This is a genomic window from Armatimonadota bacterium (assembly GCA_017303935.1).
Lineage (GTDB): Bacteria > Armatimonadota > Fimbriimonadia > Fimbriimonadales > Fimbriimonadaceae > JAFLBD01.
The window spans coordinates 690,482-709,126 of sequence record JAFLBD010000001.1; the positions used below are offsets into that span (position 1 = coordinate 690,482).

Here is an 18,645-nt window from a genome sequence, read left to right on the forward strand (position 1 = left end):
GTGTTAAGAGCAATTTTGCATTCTGAATTTTTCGACGAGGTTTGCTTCGAATGAGGAGTTATTTTGGAATCTGGCGAGTGATCTTAACGGTCATGCTCGCGCTGTTTGGCATAGCGATTGGATTCAGCCAAGGGGGACCGACAGGTGTTGTCCAAGGTGTGATCTATGAGGATGCCAACGATAACGGCATACGTGACGTTGACGATGTTGGCTTGGCAGATCACGAGTTTGTACTCGTTGGTCCACAAGGCTATCACCAAGTGAAATCTGGTCCAACCGGGCAGATTTTGGTCTCGGGATTGATGCCTGGCCGATACACCGTTATCCCGCCGCTGCGTACAAACGGGCGTGTCTTGGTGACGACAAATCCGATTGGAATTGGCGACTTTAATTTGGCTGCCAATGGTCAATACACACTGAATTTGGGTTATCACAAAGAGTGTGTGACCTTCGGCGTTCCGAAAATTCTTTGGGAAGTTGGTCCAAACGGTCCAACCGGCAATGCAACGGTCACGGTGACGGTGAACAACCTGAATCCCTGGGCCATCGGCTGGGTCTATGTCACCCCGCTAGGTCCTGGCACAATCACGCCGAACCCGATTCCAGTGAATCCTCCGATTCCAGGGAACGGTTCAGGGACGATCAGTTTCACCCTTTCTGGGGTCCAACCGCAGGAAGAGTATTGCTTCATCTTCGAATTCCATTCGCCCGACTTGGTCGAATGTTGTGCGGAGCAATTCTGCTTCAAAACACCTGAATGCGATTGTTTCCAAATCATCGAAGAGCATGTTGAGTGCTTGCCGAATGGAACATTCCAACTCAACTTTACGCTCCAAAACCTCACGAACTATACGGTGAATAAGGTTTGGACCCTCGGTTTGGGCGGAGCTACGACGAATCCAATCGTGCACAACGTGCCGGCAACACCTCCGGGTGGTTTGATCAATATTTCGACGGTCGTGACAGGGGCAAACCTGGGTGGAACCAACGTTTGCATTCGGATCATGCTGTACAACGGTGGGTTCCAGTGCTGCGTCAAAGACGTTTGCTTCCCATTCCCGAACTGCAACAACTGCGATAACCGTGCGCCAATTTGCTACGCAAAGCGGCCAACGTACAACGCAACTGTAGACGGATCTCCTGTGAGTTACAACGGCGCGGATTGGGCGGCTCTGAACGGCAAAACCGTTTCAGCAGTCACTTGCTTCGCTTCTTACACCGTCGATAGCCCGTCAACTCCGATGCGCGACGACTTGGTGTTCGGTTATGTCAATCAAGATCAGTATCAGTGCGCTCCTCCGACGCTCGGCGTCAATTGGGCGCTGACACCGATGGGATTCCATAACGGACTCGATGGACCTTTCGCCTCACTGGTGCCATTGGACTGCTTTTGGACCAAGAAGTACATGGGCAACGTGTTTGCGATCACTTTTGACAACGAGGGCAATGCCTATGTGGCACAAACCTCAGCTTACAACTGTGACTATGCTCCACGAATCCAAGATTTCAACCAGCCAGCAACGCCTGGTCGGAATCACTCGCCGTCGCCCAATGAAATCGCTGACCGCCGCCTCCACGGGCGAATCTTTAAGATCGCCAATGGAACCGGAAAGGTCACGATCTTCAACGAGGACACGACATCCGGTTGGAACGGGATGCCTTCTGCACCTGATCCTCTGATCAATAGCTTGCCAAACGCGTTCCCAGGCTCGCGCCCAGAACTCGAGTTGAGCAGCCAAGCATTCCCAGAAGTTGGGGACGTGACATTTGATTACGACCACAACCAAATCTTTGCCACCTGTATGGACGATGGAAAGATCTATCGCTACAACATGGCCGGGCAGAAATTGGGCTCGTTCGATCCATGGGCCGCAGACGGCGCACCAGTCGGTAGCACCGGCGACGGTTTTGCAGATTGGGACGAGAACATCTGGGCTCTGAAGTATCACAAGGGCCGGCTGTATTTCTCCCGATGGCGAGAAGACTTCGATAACTTCGCCGCTGGCAATGCCAACGAAGTGTGGTCAATCGATGTCACGGCTTCGGGTGGATTCGGCCCGGTTGGAACAGAGCGGTTTGAACTCGCTACTCCTGACCTCGTGAATACAAACAACCAACCCAATGCAACGGCTCCTATCAGCGATATCAGCTTCCAACAGCAACGAAATTCCGTTGGCGTGATGGAAGCCCAGATGTTGATTGCAGAGCGCGGCATGGGTAGTACGTGGGCACCAGGTGGAGGACTTTCTGTTTACGAACAGATGAACTACCATGCCACCAACGTCAATCCGTTGATCAAGAAGGCTGCGTTCACTAACACGTATCCACACCGATCCCGCGGTCTGATGTACAAGTGCGATCCACAGACATTGAAATGGCAAGTGCAGCCAACGCCGTATACATCGAACTATTTCAACTTGGGTAGTTCGGCCAACGGCGGAAACAACTGCGCTGGCGGCGTCGACTTCGACTTCGATGATCGAGGCTGCTCGGGATCGCCGCTCGGTAATCGGTCGTGGTTCACGTCTGACTACATGTACAGCATGATCGGTCAATACGTTTATGGATTGCAAGGATTGCCGCTCACGGGCGGAGCTATTCCGAACTCAATCCTGATCGACCTGAACGGTGTCACCTTTAACGGAGAGGACAAGACGACTATTGCAGACGTCGAGACTCCATGCCCGGCACCAAGCGGCGGGGCAGATGGAACCATCTTGATGCCTCACTGGATGGGTCCTGTTGAAGGCCGAGTTGTGAAAGTGGAAGTCATTGGTAGCAATTTCTTCCAAGAATTCAAGACTGTTCTAGACAGCACAGGCCGGTTCTATCTGGACGCTGGTCTGGCTAACGGAACGTACTCGGTGTATCTGACATTGCCAGGTCACTTGACGATGCGCAAGTCCCTGACGATCAACAATGCGAACGGAGCCCTGGCACCTGCGTCGTTGGTCCCTGGAGACGTCAATTGCGACAACGAAGTCGATTCCAGTGACTTTGACATGCTCGTGGTGCAGTATGGTCAGTCCGGTTACATGGAATCGGATATGAATGGCGACCTCGAAGTCGGGTCTGCGGACTTTGACTTGATGGTCAGTCACTATGGCTGGTCTGGCGACTATCCATAATCGTCAAAGCTAGTCGATCAAAATGCGGTGCCCGTTCATTCGGGCACCGCATTTTGTATTTGGCGGGCTATTGATTGAATCTATCGCTCCGAGAACTTAGGAAACTTTCGATAGACTCCGATATAATAACGACGATGACAAAAATGCTTACATCCAATCGAGGTGAAGGGCTATAAAGAAGCCTTTCCGAAGGTATGCCCCCAGGGACGAGGGGCCACCGCTTAATGAGCGCATTTTGCGGTTCCGAGAAGTTCGTGTAGTCGGCTCTGACGGCTCGCAACTTGGAGTGATGGGGAGCAGACAAGCTCTTTCTCTCGCCAAAGAAGAGGGATTGGACCTTTTGATGGTGGCCGCGCAGGCCCAGCCTCCGGTATGCCGGATCGTTGATCACGGCAAGTATAAATACGAGACGGAGAAGCGAGAAAAGGACAACAAGCGCAAACAACAGGACGTAAAGGGTATAAAGTTACGTCCGAACACAGCTGAGAACGATTTGAACACGCTGATTCGCAACGCCAACAAGTTCCTCTTGGAAGGCGACAAGGTGCGAGTGGTGTGCCAATTCAAGGCTCGAGAGGTAACTCACCCTGAAAACGGTCTGAAGAGGATGTTAATCATCTCTGAAAGACTGGCGGAAGTGAGCACGATCGAAAAGCCGGCCTCGCTGGACGGAAGGCAGATGGTGATGGTGTTAATCCCCAAAGCCAAGCCAACAGGTAAGAAGAAAGATGCCGAAAATCAAAACAAACAAGACGGCAGCGAAGAGATTCAAGATCACGGGAACGGGCAAGATCACTCGACGGAAGAGCGCGAATAACCACATGTTCTTCCACAAGAGCAAGTCGCAACGACGACGGCTCGAGAGTGAACCGGTACTGTTTAAGGGCGAGAAGCGCCGAGTGCGCCGAATGCTCGTAATCTAGTCAAGAATCATTCGACTGAGTACAACTCAATCGCATTCGCCGCACATACTACCGCTACCGCCCATTTGGGCTGGGAACCGGTGCGGCCCCGACCACAAACAAGGAGAAAGGTAAGAATCAATGGCAAGAATTAAACGTGGCCTAATGCGCCACAAGCGCCATAAAAAGACGATCAAAGCAGCATCGGGCTATTTTGGTCGAAAGAAGAACGTCTTCAAGCGTGCTCATGAGCAGGTGATGAAGTCCGGTCAGTACGCGTTTCGCGACCGACGAGCCAAGAAGCGAGAGTTTCGACAGCTTTGGATCGCTCGAATCAGCGCTGCTTGCCGAGAAAATGGCATCAAGTACAACGAGCTGATTGACGCGATGAACAAGAAGGGAATCGAAGTCAATCGAAAGATGCTCAGCGAACTCGCGATTGCCGATATGGACGCGTTCAAGGCGTTCATCAAGGAAGCTACGGCCTAAGCCGGAATTTCTGGAACTTTTGTCCGCCCCCAAACCTAGAGTTTAGGGGCGGATTTGTTTTATCACATCCCTCGCCGCCGAGTCGCTTGAACCTAGTACAATAGGAGTTCGACTCAAGCACTGAGTGTCCCGACGAAGAGACCCTTATGATTTTTGAACTTGATCAAGAAGAAGCAAAGTTTATCGATTCTGTCCGCAACTTTGTCCAAAGCGAAGTCCTGCCCAACACCCGAAAATGGGAAGAGAACACCGCTTTCCCCAACGAGATTTGGAAGAAACTCGGCGATTTAGGCCTCCTGTCCATGACGCTGTCGAAGGAAGTCGGCGGCCGAGGCTATTCCTGCAAAGCCTACGTTGAGGCCTGTCGAGAACTTGCAAAGGGCGATCCTGCGCTCAGTATGAACGTCGCGGCGATCAACGCTCTTTGCACGGCACATATCGAGACCTTCGGCACCAAGGAGCAAAAGGAAAAGTACCTCCCGGGGATCATCTCTGGCGATATCAAGCTCGCTTGGGGTTTGACCGAACCAGATGCTGGATCGGACGCTCGTCGAGTCAAGACGGCCGCGACTCCAATCGATGGCGAGCCTGGCAAGTTCCACTTGAACGGCGAAAAGATGTTCATCACCAACGGCGGTGCGGCTGACCTGATCATCATCGCCGCTAACGTCGATCCGTCGATCAGTGCTGATGGCAAGAGCGCATTCCTTCTGGAAAAACCGCAACCTGGTTGGGAACTGGTGAACCGAATTCACACAATCGGGGTTCGCGCAAGCAACACCGTTCACTTCAAGATGACCAATGCGGTCGGCTGGCACACGCCATGCACCTTTGAACAAGCAATCGGTCTACTTTATCGTGGTCGCCTCGGCATCGCAGCTATGGCTGTCGGAATCGCTGAAAAGGCACACGAGCTGTCGGTGGAATACTCCAAGTCCCGTGAGCAGTTTAATCGCCGACTTTGCGACATGCAGTCCGTACAGAACATGATCGCGGATAGCGAAATGGAGATTGAAGCCGCTCGATTGCTGCTTCACAAGGGCGCGACGATGTATGACAAGGGCATGAACGTGGTGCGCGCTTCGTCCATGGCTAAGCTCTACGCAAGCGAAACCGCTATGCGGGCCACCAATCGCGCCATCCAGATCCACGGCGGCCGCGGAATGACCTTCGAGTTCTTGGTCGAGAAGTTGTGGCGAGATGCCAAGCTCACCGAAATCGGCGAAGGCTGCAGCGAAATCCAACGCATGGTTATCAGCAAGACCGTATTGCGCTGAATCTACTCTAGCAACAAACAACAAAGCCGGTCCGAAACTCGGACCGGCTTTGTTTGTGACTTAAGGCTTAGATTAGCTCTTCTTTCGTCGTCGAATCAAAGCAGCAACGCCGAGACCAAGTGCGGTCATCGTTGCTGGCTCAGGCACTGCCGAGCTGGTGAACGAAGAGGTGTAGGAGATCATGTTTCCGTTTGCAACTGGGTTAGCCAGCGAGAACGAGAACTGTTCGCCCGAAAGTCCGCCAGGAACGTTTGGACCAGAGATGTTGACGGTCGATGCACCAGTGAACTCGCTCGCACCGAAAACGATCGGGCTGAACAAGGTTGCACCAGTGAAGTCGATCACCATGAACGGGTTGTTGACATCGTCGGTGTAGAATCGAACTTGGCCTGCACCGCCAGTGTAGAACGATGATCCTGGGATTGCGGTGAATCCGATGGCCGAAGTCGTGAACTTAGCGTTCGAAACTGAACCGCCGCCGATGAGACCTGGGGTCAAAACGGTGAGACCAGTGCCGGTGTAGCTACCTGTCAAAACGTTGGTCGTGGTGTTAAAAACAAACATCGACTGCGAAGCAGAAGAAGTTGGATCTGCGAACGACGCAATGGTGCCTGCAAAAGCAGAACCAGCGAGAACCGATCCAAGGGCGATGCTAAAAGCGATTTTCATCATATCCTCTCGTAATAAATTGCAAAAAAGTAGTTCGTCGAACTACAAGAGGTACTGTATCCCAAAGTCGGCCTGAAACAAGGCGAAATAAGGTTCAAAACTGTGAGTTTAACGTCGAATTAGCCGAAATCCCGTACTATTGCTTGGGGGAAGGTGCTTGCAAAACAAATCGCGCCAAAATTTCACGAAACGATTAACATTATTTCAGAGACCGCCAAATTTTCTTCGCCGTGTTTGAAAAGTCTTGACGGCTCGGAGTAATTGCTCAAGGCCGAACTCTGGCCAGGTCGTATCGGTCACGAACAACTCACTGTAAGCACCTTGATACAGCAAGAAGTTGCTCCATCGCATCTCTCCCGCAGTACGGACAATCAGGTCTGGATCAGGAATTTCTGGAGTGTACATCCGGCTACGAATCGCTTCTTCGGTGATCTGATCCGCCGACAGCCCTTCGCTCACCAGCGACTTGCAAGCATCGACGATCTCGGCGCGACCGCCATAATTCACCGCCAAAACGAAAGTGATTCCAGTGTTTTGAGCGGTAGTTTCGGTCGCGAGCCGGATGGCATCTTGTAAGGAATCCGGAAGATCGGATTGCCGGCCCGTCACGCGCATGCGAACGTTGTTGCGCAACATGGTCGGAATCTCGTCGCGCATGGAGCGCTCGATCAGCTCCATCAGGCCGTCAACTTCATCTTTGGGTCGCTTCCAGTTTTCGGCAGAGAAGGCGTATACGGTGAGGAACTTGATCCCGAGTTCGCTTGAATCCATCAAGACCGATCGGAGGGTCTTGTACCCCTTTCGATGCCCCCAAAGCCTGGTGAAGCCTTGCGACTGGGCAAAGCGGCCGTTGCCGTCCATGATCATGGCGATGTGCGCAGGGAGGCGGTCCAGATCAATACCTGACTGGACCGCGTGTTCCTGAACTTTGTTCATGCTGCGAATCGCCACTTGTGTCCGCGATTAGACTTCCATCAGCTCAGCTTCTTTCTTCTTTTGGAGAGTGTGAGCTTCTTCCACGAACTTGTCGGTGGACTTCTGAATTTTGTTTTCGAAAGACTTGAGTTCGTCTTCGTTAATTTCCTTGGCCTTAAGCTTGGCTTGTTCGTGATGAATCGCATCTCGCCGAACGTTTCGGATCGCGATGATCGCCTGCTCGGCTCGCGCGCTGACTTGCTTTGCCAAATCTCGGCGTCGCTCTTCGGACATCATGGGCATCACCAGTCGAATGACGGTGCCATCGTTGGTCGGGTTGATACCGAGGTCGCTCTTTAGCAGTGCTTTTTCGATGACGGCCACCATGTTTCGTTCCCAAGGTTGAATCGCGATTGTGCGCGCATCGGGAATGGAAACGTTGGCGACTTGGTTAATCGGCGTCTCGGTGCCGTAATAGTCCACGTGAACTCGGTCGAGGATCGCCGGTGAGGCCCGCCCAGTTCGGTAAGTCGCAAAGTCGTGCAGCATCGCGTCAATCGCGCTCTTCATACGCCTTTCGGCATCTTCAATAAGTGCATCCATGTTTTAGTCTCCTTCTACCAGGGTTCCCACGGGACTTCCGCACACCGCTTGAACCATGGCGTCCTTCTGATTTAAGTCTAACACGATCACCGGTAGCTTATGTTCCTGGCACATCGTAAATGCGGTTTGATCCATTACCGCTAGCCTCTTGGCGAGGACCTCTCCGAACCCGAGTTTGTCGTACCGGACGGCGTCGTCGTGCTTCTTCGGATCCTTGTCGTACACGCCGTCTACCTTTGTGGCCTTGATCAGGACATCTGCTTTGATTTCCAAGGCTCGCAGCACTCCGGCTGTATCGGTGGTGAAATAAGGGTTACCAGTCCCTGCGGCAAATACAACGACTCGGCCCTTTTCAAGGTGTCGCCGCGCTCTTCGCACAATGAAACTCTCTGCAACCTGGCTAACGGTGATCGCGCTTTGGACGCGAACGGCAATGCCATGCTTTTCGATCGCCGCTTGCAATGCAAGACCGTTGATGACGGTTCCCATCATGCCCATCTGGTCAGCGGTACTCCGGTCAAATCCTCCTTGAGTCGAAAAGGCGTCTCCTCGGATGAAGTTTCCTCCGCCCACGACCACCGCAACATCAACTCCTGCCTGATGGACCTTAGCGATTTCGGCAGCGATGTAGTTGAGAGTTGTGGCATCTAGCCCAAACCCGAGTTGTCCTGCAAGTGCCTCACCGCTCACTTTGAGTAGGACACGTTTAAACCGCGGGGAAGGATTTGCGCTGGATTCCATGAACCTTAATTTTAGCCGATACCGTTGGCAATGCGCGATGCAGAAAGACGCCCAGTGAAAGGTTCACTGGGCGAAGTAGCCAATCTGTACTCCAGATAAACAGCGGCCGGAGAATTCAGAGAGCTTTGACTTCAACGTACATGAAGGCAAGATGTTCCTATGACTCGTACAATTTCGGTGATTTGCCTGCCAGCTCACTCAGCGTGATTGATTGGTTAACGGTGAAGATTGTGTCGGGCTTTGACAGCTTGTCTTCATCCATGATCGAACCGGTTAGTTTCAGTACGGGCGACTTTACAACAAACCCGCCATTTTTGGCGTACGAGGCATTTTGCTTGGGCTTGCAAACAAGGTACTCATTTGCTTTGAGTCGCTCTGCATTGGTGTCATTGAGGGACCACCATTTGATGCCGTTAAAGCTAAGTTCTCCATAACATTCCAGCTTGCCATCGTTGTAATACACTGCATTTGCGGCACTGGTTACAGCATCCCCAACGACACCCTTTGGCATGTCGCTCGAGTTCAAAATCTTGAACTTAATCTTGACCAGATAGCCGCGTTGCGCCTGAGCATTGCTGGCTGCCGATGCACCTGCGACGGTTCCTGCGCTATCCGGGCGGCTGTTGTTTGAACTTGTTGGTCGACCGGTGCCAACGCTCTCTGGTCGAGTGTTGCCCCCTGAAGTCTGGGCTCCTGCTCCTGCGCTCGTGTCCGCAATTACCTTTGCAACTGCTTCATCGTTCTTCACATCGCCGGTCACCCACAACGTTGTCTTGCCTTTGAGCTTCGCCCGAGGCACTTCCTTGCCTGCGAGTACAAACTTTGTGTTGTTGTTGATAGTGAAGTTGTAATCGCCTAGTTGAAGCAATTTCGCTCCAAAGTACTTCACGGTCCCATTCATCGTGCCTTGGTGACGGTTCAGATAAGTGGTCCACGACGAACTGTCCCAAATTTGGTTGGTGAGGGTGCCAACTTGTGCCTTTGTCACGAGCACATGGATTTCTGCATTCGTACATTTCTGTGCGACAGCGGTCAGATTCTGCGTACTGCCCGAAATCGAGTACTTCGTAGCGTCGTTCACCACAAATGTCTTTTGGTGATTGTTGATTTCCATCGTGATGTTCGCTGAACTTCCGAACACCACGTTCCTTAGGACACCTTTAAGAATTCTTGGACCTTGATCGTTTTCCTGATTCTGCTGCGAAACGATGCTCGCCTGGACGAGCGATACCACGCTTTGAGCGAGGGTAGCTTCAGACACTCCAATCGCGAGAGCTGCGACTGTCAACAATTTTGCTGTTTTCGTAACCATTTTAGATTCCTCCTCGCAAAACCTGCGAGTGATAGTCTGAATCATAGAAATCTTCCGTAAGGAAACCGTAAATAGGGAAAGTTGGCCGAAACTCGAATCAAAATGGGCGCTGTCTCTAGGGGTGAATCAGTGCCGCTGTCGTCAATTCTCGTAGAATTTACACGGACTCCGAATCAGAACTTTAGAGTCCGTTTATTCCGTCCAACCTTGTTGGGGCGCATTTTACTCCTCTGGATTTTTCATGAAATTTTTTCTCAGCGCGCTGTCTCTCGTCGTTACAGGTATTGGGTTTGCCATAACCGAATCCGGTTCAATCGAAAGCTGTGGTCACGCTCGTTCGCTCCAGGGCGCGTTCTACCATGGCTATCTGCCGAACCTAGTCGCAGCTCATCGACGCGACGTTCCGGCGGATACAGATGTATTGAAGAACACACTCAACATCTCGGTCGCGCCTCCAACCAACGCAATTTCAGGTGACAACACGATCACCGCGGTCTCCAAAGGGAACAACCTAACCGAGTTCACTTTTCGCTTGAGCAACACCTTCGCGATCGGCTCGATGACCCTCGACGGGCGAACAATCAGCTACACCAGAATCGATTCCAGCACGGTTCGAGCGAATTTTGATCGCCCGTACGTCATGAACGAGCAGTTCAACCTCTTTATCTCGTATTCAGGCAATGCAGTCTCTGCCCCGTTCGGTTCAATTTTCTACGGAACGCGGGCCAGTGGAGGGGTCTATTTCGAGACTCTTAGCGAACCTTGGTACAGCTACAGTTGGTGGCCGAATAAGGACGACAACACCGACAAGGCTACATTCGATATCAATGTCACTTGTGCCAACACCTTGAAGGCGGTCTCCAACGGCGTTCTTTTGGGCACCGATGTCGTGGCGGGGAACAAACTCCGGTATCGCTGGCGAACCAGTTATCCAATGTCTCCGTATTTGGCAAGCATCGCGGTGTCGAACTATAACACTTGGACCGCAAACTACACGCACAGCACGGGAACGATGCCAGTTCAATTCTGGATTTGGCCCGACAACGACACCACGACGAACCGAAATGCGTGGCAGACCTGCGTGACGATGCTTAGCACTCTGGGCATCATCTACGGTGAGTACCCATTCAAGAACGAAAAGTACGGCATCTATCAGTTCACTTATGGTGGCGGAATGGAGCACCAGACCTGTACTGGCATGGGCACCTTTAACGAATCGGTCAACGCCCACGAACTCGGACATCAATGGTGGGGAGACATGATCACCTGCGGAACATGGCACGACATTTGGCTGAACGAAGGATTCGCGACTTATACGGAAGCGCTGTGGAGTGAGCGAAAATCAGGCGGAACTTTCACCGCCTATAAGAATGCAATGGCGAGCCGAAAGCCGGCTGCTTTCGCGGATTCGGTGTATTGCTACAACATCACCGATCCGAACCGAATCTTCAGTTCAACTTACACCTATCGGAAGGGTGCCTGGACATTGCACCAATTGCGACACATTGTCGGCGATACAAAATTCTTCCAAATTTTGAGCGCTTACCGAAATGCGTACAGCTATCAATCTGCCGTCACCGACGATTTCATCGCGATCTGCGAGCAGGTTTATGGGCGAGATCTGAGCTGGTTTTTCAACCGCGCCGTGTATGGCAAAGAAGTGCCCGACTACAGGTGGGCTTGGCAAACTACAACCAGCAACGGCAAGAACTATCTCCTGGTTTACATCAACCACTTGCAGGCGGCAAGTTCAGCGCCGACCATCATGCCAATCGACATCCGCCCGACGGTGGGGGGAGTTAAACAACAGAAGTCCGTGTTCAACAACGCTCGAACTCAGAACTTTGTGATCCCTCTAACGGGACCAGCAACCGCTTGCACCTTCGACGAAGACGCTTGGGTGCTTTCGAGCAATGTAGCGAGTACGACCTTTGTTGCTGGCGGGCCGAGCATTGTGGAAGTGACCCCCGCGCCGAATTCGACTGTGAAGTCGATATCCCAATTTAAGGTGACTTTCCACACCGCGGTAACGGCAACAGCAAAGTCGTTTAGGGTGGTTGACAAGCAAACGGGCGAATCGATTCCATTCGTTTACAGCTATTCGAGCACGACAAACACGGCAACGCTGGCGTTTGCAAAACCGCTCAGGGGAGGACCGTTCACGCTAACTGTGCTCGATTCGGTCAAGGCGACAGCCAACAGCAAAGCCCTTGATGGTGAAGCAGGATATTCCTCAACTTTGCCTACAGGGAACGGAATTCCAGGTGGCTCGGCAGTGTTTGAATTCAATCCACGCGACTTGGCATTGTAAGCACTGCTCGTAAAAATACTGGCTCCCGATGGTTAAAGCTCCTGTATAATTCTTAGGGCTTGGTCTTCGAAGTTTTGTTTCGAAGACCAAGCCGGTGTGACCAATAGTTGGCAGAGGGATCTTATGTTACGAAATCTTTTGATATTTAGTGCGTTAGCCGTGGCGGCTGCAAGCAGTGCGTCGTTCGATATGCTGTTGCTACCCAGTCAAGAAGGCAGAGTTTATCGGTACGATCCTTTGAATCGAGTAGCGCTCGGAAGCTATTCGACTGCATCCGTGCCGATGATCGCAGCAACTTCTGCCAATGGTATCGCCTACTCAGGATCCGCTGCTGGTTCCGGCATCAGGGCAAATTATTACAGCACTGGCGAACTCTATGGAATTTACAATGGCACGGCATCGGCAAAGTCCATTGATATCACAAGTACAAATGTTTTTCAGATAACTTCATCGGTACTGCGTAGAGTAAATCTAGCGAGTGGTAGCGCGACTTCATACTTGTTTAGTAATACGATCACTGGAATGACTACTTGCGTCTACGGTAACTATTTACATGTATTCGGAATAAACGCATCCAATCAAATTCAGTATCAGACGTTCGACTTAACTACGTTAACTTTTGGCGCGGTCACGAACACTTCGCTCACTGTTGGAGCGGGAACCACTCTAGGGAAAGCAGGTATCACAGTGAATCCTGTAAACGGGAAAGTTGGGGTCTTGTTCACCTATTTGTCAGGGGGAAGTTTGCTCGGTGGATATAGCGATGTTCAGAGTACCGGCCAGAATATCAATACGACTTTTACAAGTTACAATTACAACACCCTTGCGTTCTCTACCGCAGTTGGCATGCCAGCCTTTGTTGGTGGACACAGCGGCTTTTGGCTCGTTGGCCAGGACACGACGGATACGACCAAAACTCGAATCACAAGATTTGATCTTTTCTCATCCCCACTCTTTAACGACAGTCACGTGATGACAGCGCCAAGCGCAGGATATAACCCAGCCGTTTCCGCCTATGTTCCAGCGAATGTGATCGCTCCCGAGCCAGCAGAGTTTCTCGCACTCGGAGTCGGCCTTGCTGGACTCATCTTGAAAAAGCGCCGCAAGAAAGTTTCCTGAGCATCTGTGAACAAAAAAGTGGTGGCACTGAAAACAGTGCCACCACTTTTGTTTGCCAGTAAGACCGGAATTATTCTTGTCCGACGAACAATCGGTCAAACGCCAGGACCTTCATGCCGCCGCCATTGTTCGCGACGTGCTGGCTGACGTTGATGCTGCCATCCTTGAAGAACGGTTGTTCCATGAGAACAACTGACTTCACGAATTCCTTGTTAACGCGGCCTTCTGCGATCTTCTTGGCCATCTCTTCAGGCTTGCCTTCTTGAAGAGCGCGGTCGATTTCGATCTTCATTTCCTTGTCCAGCATCTCCTGTGAGAGATTGTCCTTGCTCAAGACAGCTGGTGTCAAAGAGACGACCTGCATCGCGAGATCCTTCGCTACTGGTTCCGAACCGTCGTTGCCACCGTCGAACGTGACGATCGCAGCTTTATCCTTGGTGTGGTGCAGGTAGTAGCCGTACTGTGCACCTTCGAGAACGAGCACCTTCTTGAGAACGATGTTCTCTCGAATCTTGCCCACCAAAGCTTCGACTTCGTCCTTGAGGCTATGGCCATTGACGGTGATGGCGAGCGCTTGGTCCAAGGTAGCTCCTGCGCCAAGATTTGCGAGAACGGAGTCAGCCATGGCTTGAACCGATGCTTGGAAGTCAGCGTTGCCGCTCACGAAGTCGGTTTCGCATTCAACCACAACACCAGCAACCTTTCCTGGCTTTGTGGCCAAAGCAACGAGGCCAGCTGCGGTGGATCGATCGCTGCGCTTTGCGGCAGCGGCTTTGCCTTTCTCTCGCAAAATCTCCTTTGCGCGGTCGTAGTCGCCGTTCGCTTCTTTCAGAGCGGCATTGCACTCCATCATTGGGGCGTCGGTTTCTTCGCGAAGTCGCTTGACATCTGCGGCTGTAAATGACATTTTTGTATTGCTCCTTTGTTTAAGTTTGAGTAAGTCGTTCCTTGGCAGACCAAACGGAATGTTTTGTCTGGTCTGCCAAAGAGAATTTAGTGTTATTCGCCTGCTTCGGCTGGCTTTTCTTCGGTTACAACGGCTTCCGGTGTTGCTTCAACTGCAGGTGCTGAAGCGGCCACTGTGATTGGCGTATCGTCTTCGACTGCGAACGCTCGCATCAATTCTTCGTCGACTGGGATGGCTGCGCCTTCTTCGTCTTCGGTCATGATCACATCGCCTTCGCCGATGATTGCGTCGCTGATCGGGCGAGCCTCGAGGATCACTTCGCTGAATTTACCGATAACGAGTCGGATGGCGCGGATCGCGTCATCGTTTCCTGGAATCACGACATCAGCGAGGTCTGGATCGCTGTTGGTATCGACGATGGCGACGACTGGGATACCCAGCTTGCGTGCTTCGGCTACAGCAATGCTTTCCTTGTTGACGTCGACGACAACCATCACGCTTGGCAAGCCTTGCAGATTTCGAATCCCTTCAAGGTATCGGTTGAGCTTTTCGCGCTCTTCCATGCGCTTGAGTTGCTCCTTCTTTGGAAGTCGCTCCATGTAACCGTCAGCAACCATTCGATCGAGTTCTTTCAATCGATTGATTCGTGCCGTCATGGTCTTCCAGTTGGTGAGCATGCCGCCGAGCCATCGCTCGCAAACAAAGTACTGTCCGCATCGGAGAGCGGATTCCTTCACTGCTGCCTGAGCTTGCTTCTTTGTGCCGACAAACAGAACGCTGCCGCCGTCTTCGACTTTGCGCTTGACATATTCGAGCGCATCTTCAAACAGCTTGATCGTTTGGTGAAGGTCGAGAATGTAGATTCCGTTGCGTGCGCCGTAGATATATCGGCGCATTTTTGGGTTCCACTTTCGTGTTGGGTGACCAAAATGAACTCCTGCTTCCAAGAGCTCCTTCATGCTTAGTTGTGCCATTGATTTAGGGTTTTTCCTCCGGTCTCGGTTTGGTTTTCCGCGTACGTCGCCCAATCAGGCAACACCCAACGCGAACCGAGCCGTGTGAGATAGGCCTGATTGTACCCGATTAGAACCTAAAAGCAGTGTATTCTTGCTTCATGCTTGGGTTAGCTTTGATTGCGTTGGCAGCTGCTCCAGTTGAGATGCCATTGTCAGTTCGAACAAGCGCGCTGTTCGAGTCTCCCGCATGGTGCCGTGTGATGCGCGGTGACAACTCCTTTGCTTTGCCGATAGTTTTGGAGCCCTATATGGCGATTTCGGCGACAGTTTCGCCGTCTGGTCGGTGGGTTGTATTGGGACTAGGTCGCAAGAACAAACCGCTAAACGGCACTTACCAACAACCGGATATCGACATGATGGAAGGGTCGTACGTGCTCCGCTTGTTTCAACTGAAAGATGGCGCGTATCAGTACGCGAAGTCGTTCGACCCGGAAGGCACATGGCGGTTCGACGCGTGGAGCAAGGATGAATCCAAACTGCTACTCGTTGCAGGACCGATGATCCGGGAGGGCGAACGACTACGGCGAGACTGTGGGTACGTACTCGATACAAGAGCGATGAACCTCAAGTTGCTCCTATACTACGATTACATCACGAAGTCCGAATTTGCAGAGGATCAAAAAACGGCGATCTTCACTACACTGAGATTCACCAATGATCCCGCAAACGACTATCGCCAAGTATCAACCCAAAAGGTCAGGCTCTAGCCTGCGGTCACCAATGCCAGTCGTCGTCGCCGAGCAGAGTCTGGATGTAGTTAAACTGGCCGCTGTGGTACCACATGTGCATCGCCATGAACTGGAACCGCTCATACCGAGTGGTCTCCCCGCGCTCGGTGGTGATTGTCCCGCAGATTTCCTCTTCTGACATCGATTCGATGGTTTCCAGAATCTTGCCAGAAGACTTCATGAAGGCATCGATGACAACTTGCTTCGATGCGAAATCCTCCGGAGCGCAAATCCAGCCGCTTTCAGGCCATTCAAAAGGTTCTTCGCCGCGGACCATCATCCCGATGTGATCATTGACCAAATTGATCTCAAAAATGATGTCTGCGACGGTGCGCGTTTTCGGTCCGAACTTTTGAGTAAAGGCCGATTCTGGTAGTGCCTCCAGATCCTTCGAGATCAAATGGACAGCGCTCTGAAAGACTGAAATTGCCCTTGGTTTGACTTCCTTACTCGGAATTTACTCAATTTTGAATTCGCCATCGGGGGTGGAAACGACATCGCCAGCCCGCAACTTTCTGCCACGCCGGTTTTCAGGCTCCCCGTTTACAAAGAACTCGAAGTCGTAGAGAAGTTCCTTGACGTCGGAGCCGCGGTCTACGGCGCCAATCGCCTTTAGAAGTTGGCCCAGGGTGATGTACTCGCCGCGAAGTTGAAAAGGTTTTTGAGTTGACATGAGTTCGACTGGGATAGTTTATCCATTTGCCTCGCCAGTCTGAACTCGCCAAAGCGCCGCATAAAGCCCGCCCCTTCCGACAAGTTCGTCGTGTTTGCCAGATTCGATTAGCTTTCCTGACTCAAGCACCCAGATTCGGTCTGCGTGGCGGATGGTGCTCAATCTGTGAGCGATCACGATGGAAGTTCGGTCCTTGGTGACGATCGCCAAAGATCGCTGAATCGCCGCCTCGGTTTCGTTGTCCACAGCCGATGTGGCTTCGTCGAGAATCAGCAACGCTGGATCGCGCAAAATCGCCCGGGCGAGGGAGAGCCGTTGGCGTTGTCCTCCACTGAGCTTTTGCCCGCGCTCTCCAACTACCGTATCGTATCCATGTGGCAATTGCGTGATGAAATCATGAGCTTCGGCTAGCTTTGCTGCCTCCTGTACCTGCTCCAGACTGGCATCCGGCCGACCGTAAGCGATGTTCTCGTGGACGGTGCCGTGAAACAGAAAAACATCTTGACTGACATAGCCCATCGCGCCCCGCAAACTGGAGTTCGATATCTGCCGCACGTCCACTCCGTCAAGAGTGACCGTTCCAATGACGGGATCGTAAAACCTCAGAAGTAGTCGCAGAATGGTGGACTTGCCAGCCCCGGTTGGTCCAACAATGGCGTGGGTTTCGCCGGCTGGTACGGTGAGATTGATTTCACTCAGGATCGGCTTGCCGTCCGAATAATTGAACGACACATCCTGGAAGGCGAGCGCACCACGAACAGGCAAGGGAAGAGCCATCGTTCCCGAAACCATCGAAGGTTGCACGTCCATGAGTCCAAAAATCCGGCGCGTGGAAGCCATCGCGCGTTGATATTGGTCAAGGGTTTCCCCTAGCCGCGTCATCGGCCAAAGCAATCTCTGGGTCATGAACACCAGCACCGAATACGAGCCAACTTGAAGCCGACCATTCAGCACAAGCCAACCTCCGATGACCAGCGTGCAGGTGAATCCCGAGAGGATCACCATTCGGATCAGGGGCACAAACGCCGAACTGAACTTGATAGCGTCTCGGTTCGCTTGAAGATAATCTTCGCTGACTTGAGTGAGTCGTCTGGTTTCGCGGTCTTCGGCGGTAAAAGCCTTGATAGTAGTGATGCCGCCAAGATTTGTGCTGAGAGTCGCACTCAGTTCGGAGACCGCCTCTCGGACACGAGAATAAAGCGGCAATAACTTCTTTTGGTAAAGGACAGAACCGGTGACGATGATCGGAATCGGGATGAACGCGCAGAGAGTGAGGATCAGTGAGTTCACCGCGAAAACTGCGCCGACGAGGATGATGTTCCAGAAAAGCTCGATGATGCTCGCCGCGCCTCCGTCGAGAAACCGCTCTAGCTGGTTAATGTCGTCATTCAGGACTGCCATCAACCCACCGCTCGTCGCGTCCTCGAAGTACGCGACCTCAAGGTGCTGAACATGGTCGTACAGTTCCGTGCGTATCTCGTGCTGCAATGTCTGGCTGATGTCTCGCCAGGCGAGGGTGCTCAGATAGCCGAAGGTCGATTCTAGGATCCAGACGACCGCATTGATTGCCGCCAAAATGAGGAGCTGCTGCCACCGGTCTGCGATTCCGAACTGAGTGGCGACAAAGGACTCTTTCCCTCGGACGATCACATCGATAACGACGCCGATCAGAATCTCGGGAGCAACGTCCATCACCTTGCCGAGTGTGGTGTAAATCGTCGCCAGCACGACCTTGGGCCGGTGCCTAGACGCGTATTTCCACAATCGGGGGAGGCCAGAATCCATTCGCACATTTTGGCACTAGCGCTGCTGTGCCGATAGAAAGCATCAAAAAGGAGCGCGAGCAACCGATGCT

Annotated in this window: 18 protein-coding genes; 8 read left to right on the forward strand and 10 right to left on the reverse strand. The window is 52.3% G+C overall.

The window, feature by feature from the left end; translation table 11 throughout:
- The first annotated feature begins 50 nt into the window (after nt 1–50).
- From J0L72_03265 to J0L72_03285, 5 genes are all read left to right on the forward strand, one after another.
- Nucleotides 51–3,128 (forward strand): hypothetical protein, encoded by a 3,078-nt coding sequence (locus J0L72_03265; protein MBN8689794.1) that lies wholly within the window; start codon nt 51–53, stop codon nt 3,126–3,128.
- Nucleotides 3,129–3,300: 172 nt separating this feature from the next.
- On the forward strand, nt 3,301–3,945 hold the full coding sequence (gene infC, locus J0L72_03270) for a translation initiation factor IF-3 (protein MBN8689795.1): 645 nt from the start codon (nt 3,301–3,303) through the stop codon (nt 3,943–3,945).
- Nucleotides 3,857–4,051, forward strand: coding sequence for a 50S ribosomal protein L35 (gene rpmI / locus J0L72_03275; GenBank protein MBN8689796.1), 195 nt, complete (start codon nt 3,857–3,859; stop codon nt 4,049–4,051). The genes infC and rpmI overlap by 89 nt, the downstream gene beginning before the upstream one ends.
- A 120-nt stretch (nt 4,052–4,171) precedes the next feature.
- A complete protein-coding gene (gene rplT, locus J0L72_03280; protein ID MBN8689797.1) occupies nt 4,172–4,519 on the forward strand; it encodes a 50S ribosomal protein L20 in 348 nt (115 codons plus the stop codon).
- A 146-nt stretch (nt 4,520–4,665) separates the two neighbouring features.
- Entirely contained in the window at nt 4,666–5,796 is a 1,131-nt protein-coding gene (locus J0L72_03285) for an acyl-CoA dehydrogenase family protein (protein ID MBN8689798.1), read from the forward strand.
- Between the two features lie 72 nt (nt 5,797–5,868).
- Here J0L72_03285 and J0L72_03290 read toward each other — a convergent pair whose 3' ends face one another.
- The 5 genes from J0L72_03290 to J0L72_03310 all read right to left on the reverse strand — a co-directional run bounded on the left by J0L72_03290 (nt 5,869) and on the right by J0L72_03310 (nt 10,036).
- A complete protein-coding gene (locus J0L72_03290; protein ID MBN8689799.1) occupies nt 5,869–6,468 on the reverse strand; it encodes a PEP-CTERM sorting domain-containing protein in 600 nt (199 codons plus the stop codon).
- A 201-nt stretch (nt 6,469–6,669) separates the two neighbouring features.
- Complete coding sequence (uppS, locus tag J0L72_03295) at nt 6,670–7,365, reverse strand: di-trans,poly-cis-decaprenylcistransferase (protein MBN8689800.1); 696 nt, start codon at nt 7,363–7,365, stop codon at nt 6,670–6,672.
- A 63-nt stretch (nt 7,366–7,428) separates the two neighbouring features.
- Nucleotides 7,429–7,983: a ribosome recycling factor gene (gene frr, locus J0L72_03300; protein ID MBN8689801.1), complete on the reverse strand. Its 555-nt coding sequence runs from the start codon at nt 7,981–7,983 to the stop codon at nt 7,429–7,431.
- A 3-nt stretch (nt 7,984–7,986) separates the two neighbouring features.
- Complete coding sequence (locus J0L72_03305; GenBank protein MBN8689802.1) at nt 7,987–8,724, reverse strand: UMP kinase; 738 nt, start codon at nt 8,722–8,724, stop codon at nt 7,987–7,989.
- Between the two features lie 157 nt (nt 8,725–8,881).
- On the reverse strand, nt 8,882–10,036 hold the full coding sequence (locus J0L72_03310; GenBank protein MBN8689803.1) for a hypothetical protein: 1,155 nt from the start codon (nt 10,034–10,036) through the stop codon (nt 8,882–8,884).
- Between the two features lie 241 nt (nt 10,037–10,277).
- On the opposite strand from J0L72_03310, the gene J0L72_03315 reads away from it, so the two are divergent.
- On the forward strand, nt 10,278–12,347 hold the full coding sequence (locus J0L72_03315) for a hypothetical protein (GenBank protein ID MBN8689804.1): 2,070 nt from the start codon (nt 10,278–10,280) through the stop codon (nt 12,345–12,347).
- A gap of 123 nt (nt 12,348–12,470) precedes the next feature.
- Nucleotides 12,471–13,466, forward strand: a complete 996-nt coding sequence (locus J0L72_03320; protein ID MBN8689805.1) for a PEP-CTERM sorting domain-containing protein — start codon at nt 12,471–12,473, stop codon at nt 13,464–13,466.
- A gap of 70 nt (nt 13,467–13,536) precedes the next feature.
- On the opposite strand, the gene tsf is transcribed toward J0L72_03320, so the two are convergent.
- Both tsf and rpsB read right to left on the reverse strand, forming a co-directional pair.
- Nucleotides 13,537–14,373: a translation elongation factor Ts gene (tsf, locus tag J0L72_03325; GenBank protein ID MBN8689806.1), complete on the reverse strand. Its 837-nt coding sequence runs from the start codon at nt 14,371–14,373 to the stop codon at nt 13,537–13,539.
- A 92-nt stretch (nt 14,374–14,465) separates the two neighbouring features.
- Nucleotides 14,466–15,347 carry a 30S ribosomal protein S2 gene (gene rpsB, locus J0L72_03330; protein MBN8689807.1) on the reverse strand — a complete coding sequence of 294 codons (882 nt, stop codon included), beginning with the start codon at nt 15,345–15,347 and terminating at the stop codon, nt 14,466–14,468.
- 191 nt (nt 15,348–15,538) lie between these two features.
- On the opposite strand from rpsB, the gene J0L72_03335 reads away from it, so the two are divergent.
- A complete protein-coding gene (locus J0L72_03335; GenBank protein MBN8689808.1) occupies nt 15,539–16,096 on the forward strand; it encodes a hypothetical protein in 558 nt (185 codons plus the stop codon).
- A gap of 7 nt (nt 16,097–16,103) precedes the next feature.
- On the opposite strand, the gene J0L72_03340 is transcribed toward J0L72_03335, so the two are convergent.
- From J0L72_03340 to J0L72_03350, 3 genes are read right to left on the reverse strand one after another with little or no spacing between them, the layout of a single operon-like run.
- Nucleotides 16,104–16,517 (reverse strand): DinB family protein, encoded by a 414-nt coding sequence (locus J0L72_03340; GenBank protein ID MBN8689809.1) that lies wholly within the window; start codon nt 16,515–16,517, stop codon nt 16,104–16,106.
- 57 nt (nt 16,518–16,574) lie between these two features.
- Nucleotides 16,575–16,790, reverse strand: a complete 216-nt coding sequence (locus tag J0L72_03345) for an RNA-binding S4 domain-containing protein (protein MBN8689810.1) — start codon at nt 16,788–16,790, stop codon at nt 16,575–16,577.
- Between the two features lie 18 nt (nt 16,791–16,808).
- Nucleotides 16,809–18,575: an ABC transporter ATP-binding protein gene (locus tag J0L72_03350; protein ID MBN8689811.1), complete on the reverse strand. Its 1,767-nt coding sequence runs from the start codon at nt 18,573–18,575 to the stop codon at nt 16,809–16,811.
- Nucleotides 18,576–18,645: the final 70 nt, after the last annotated feature.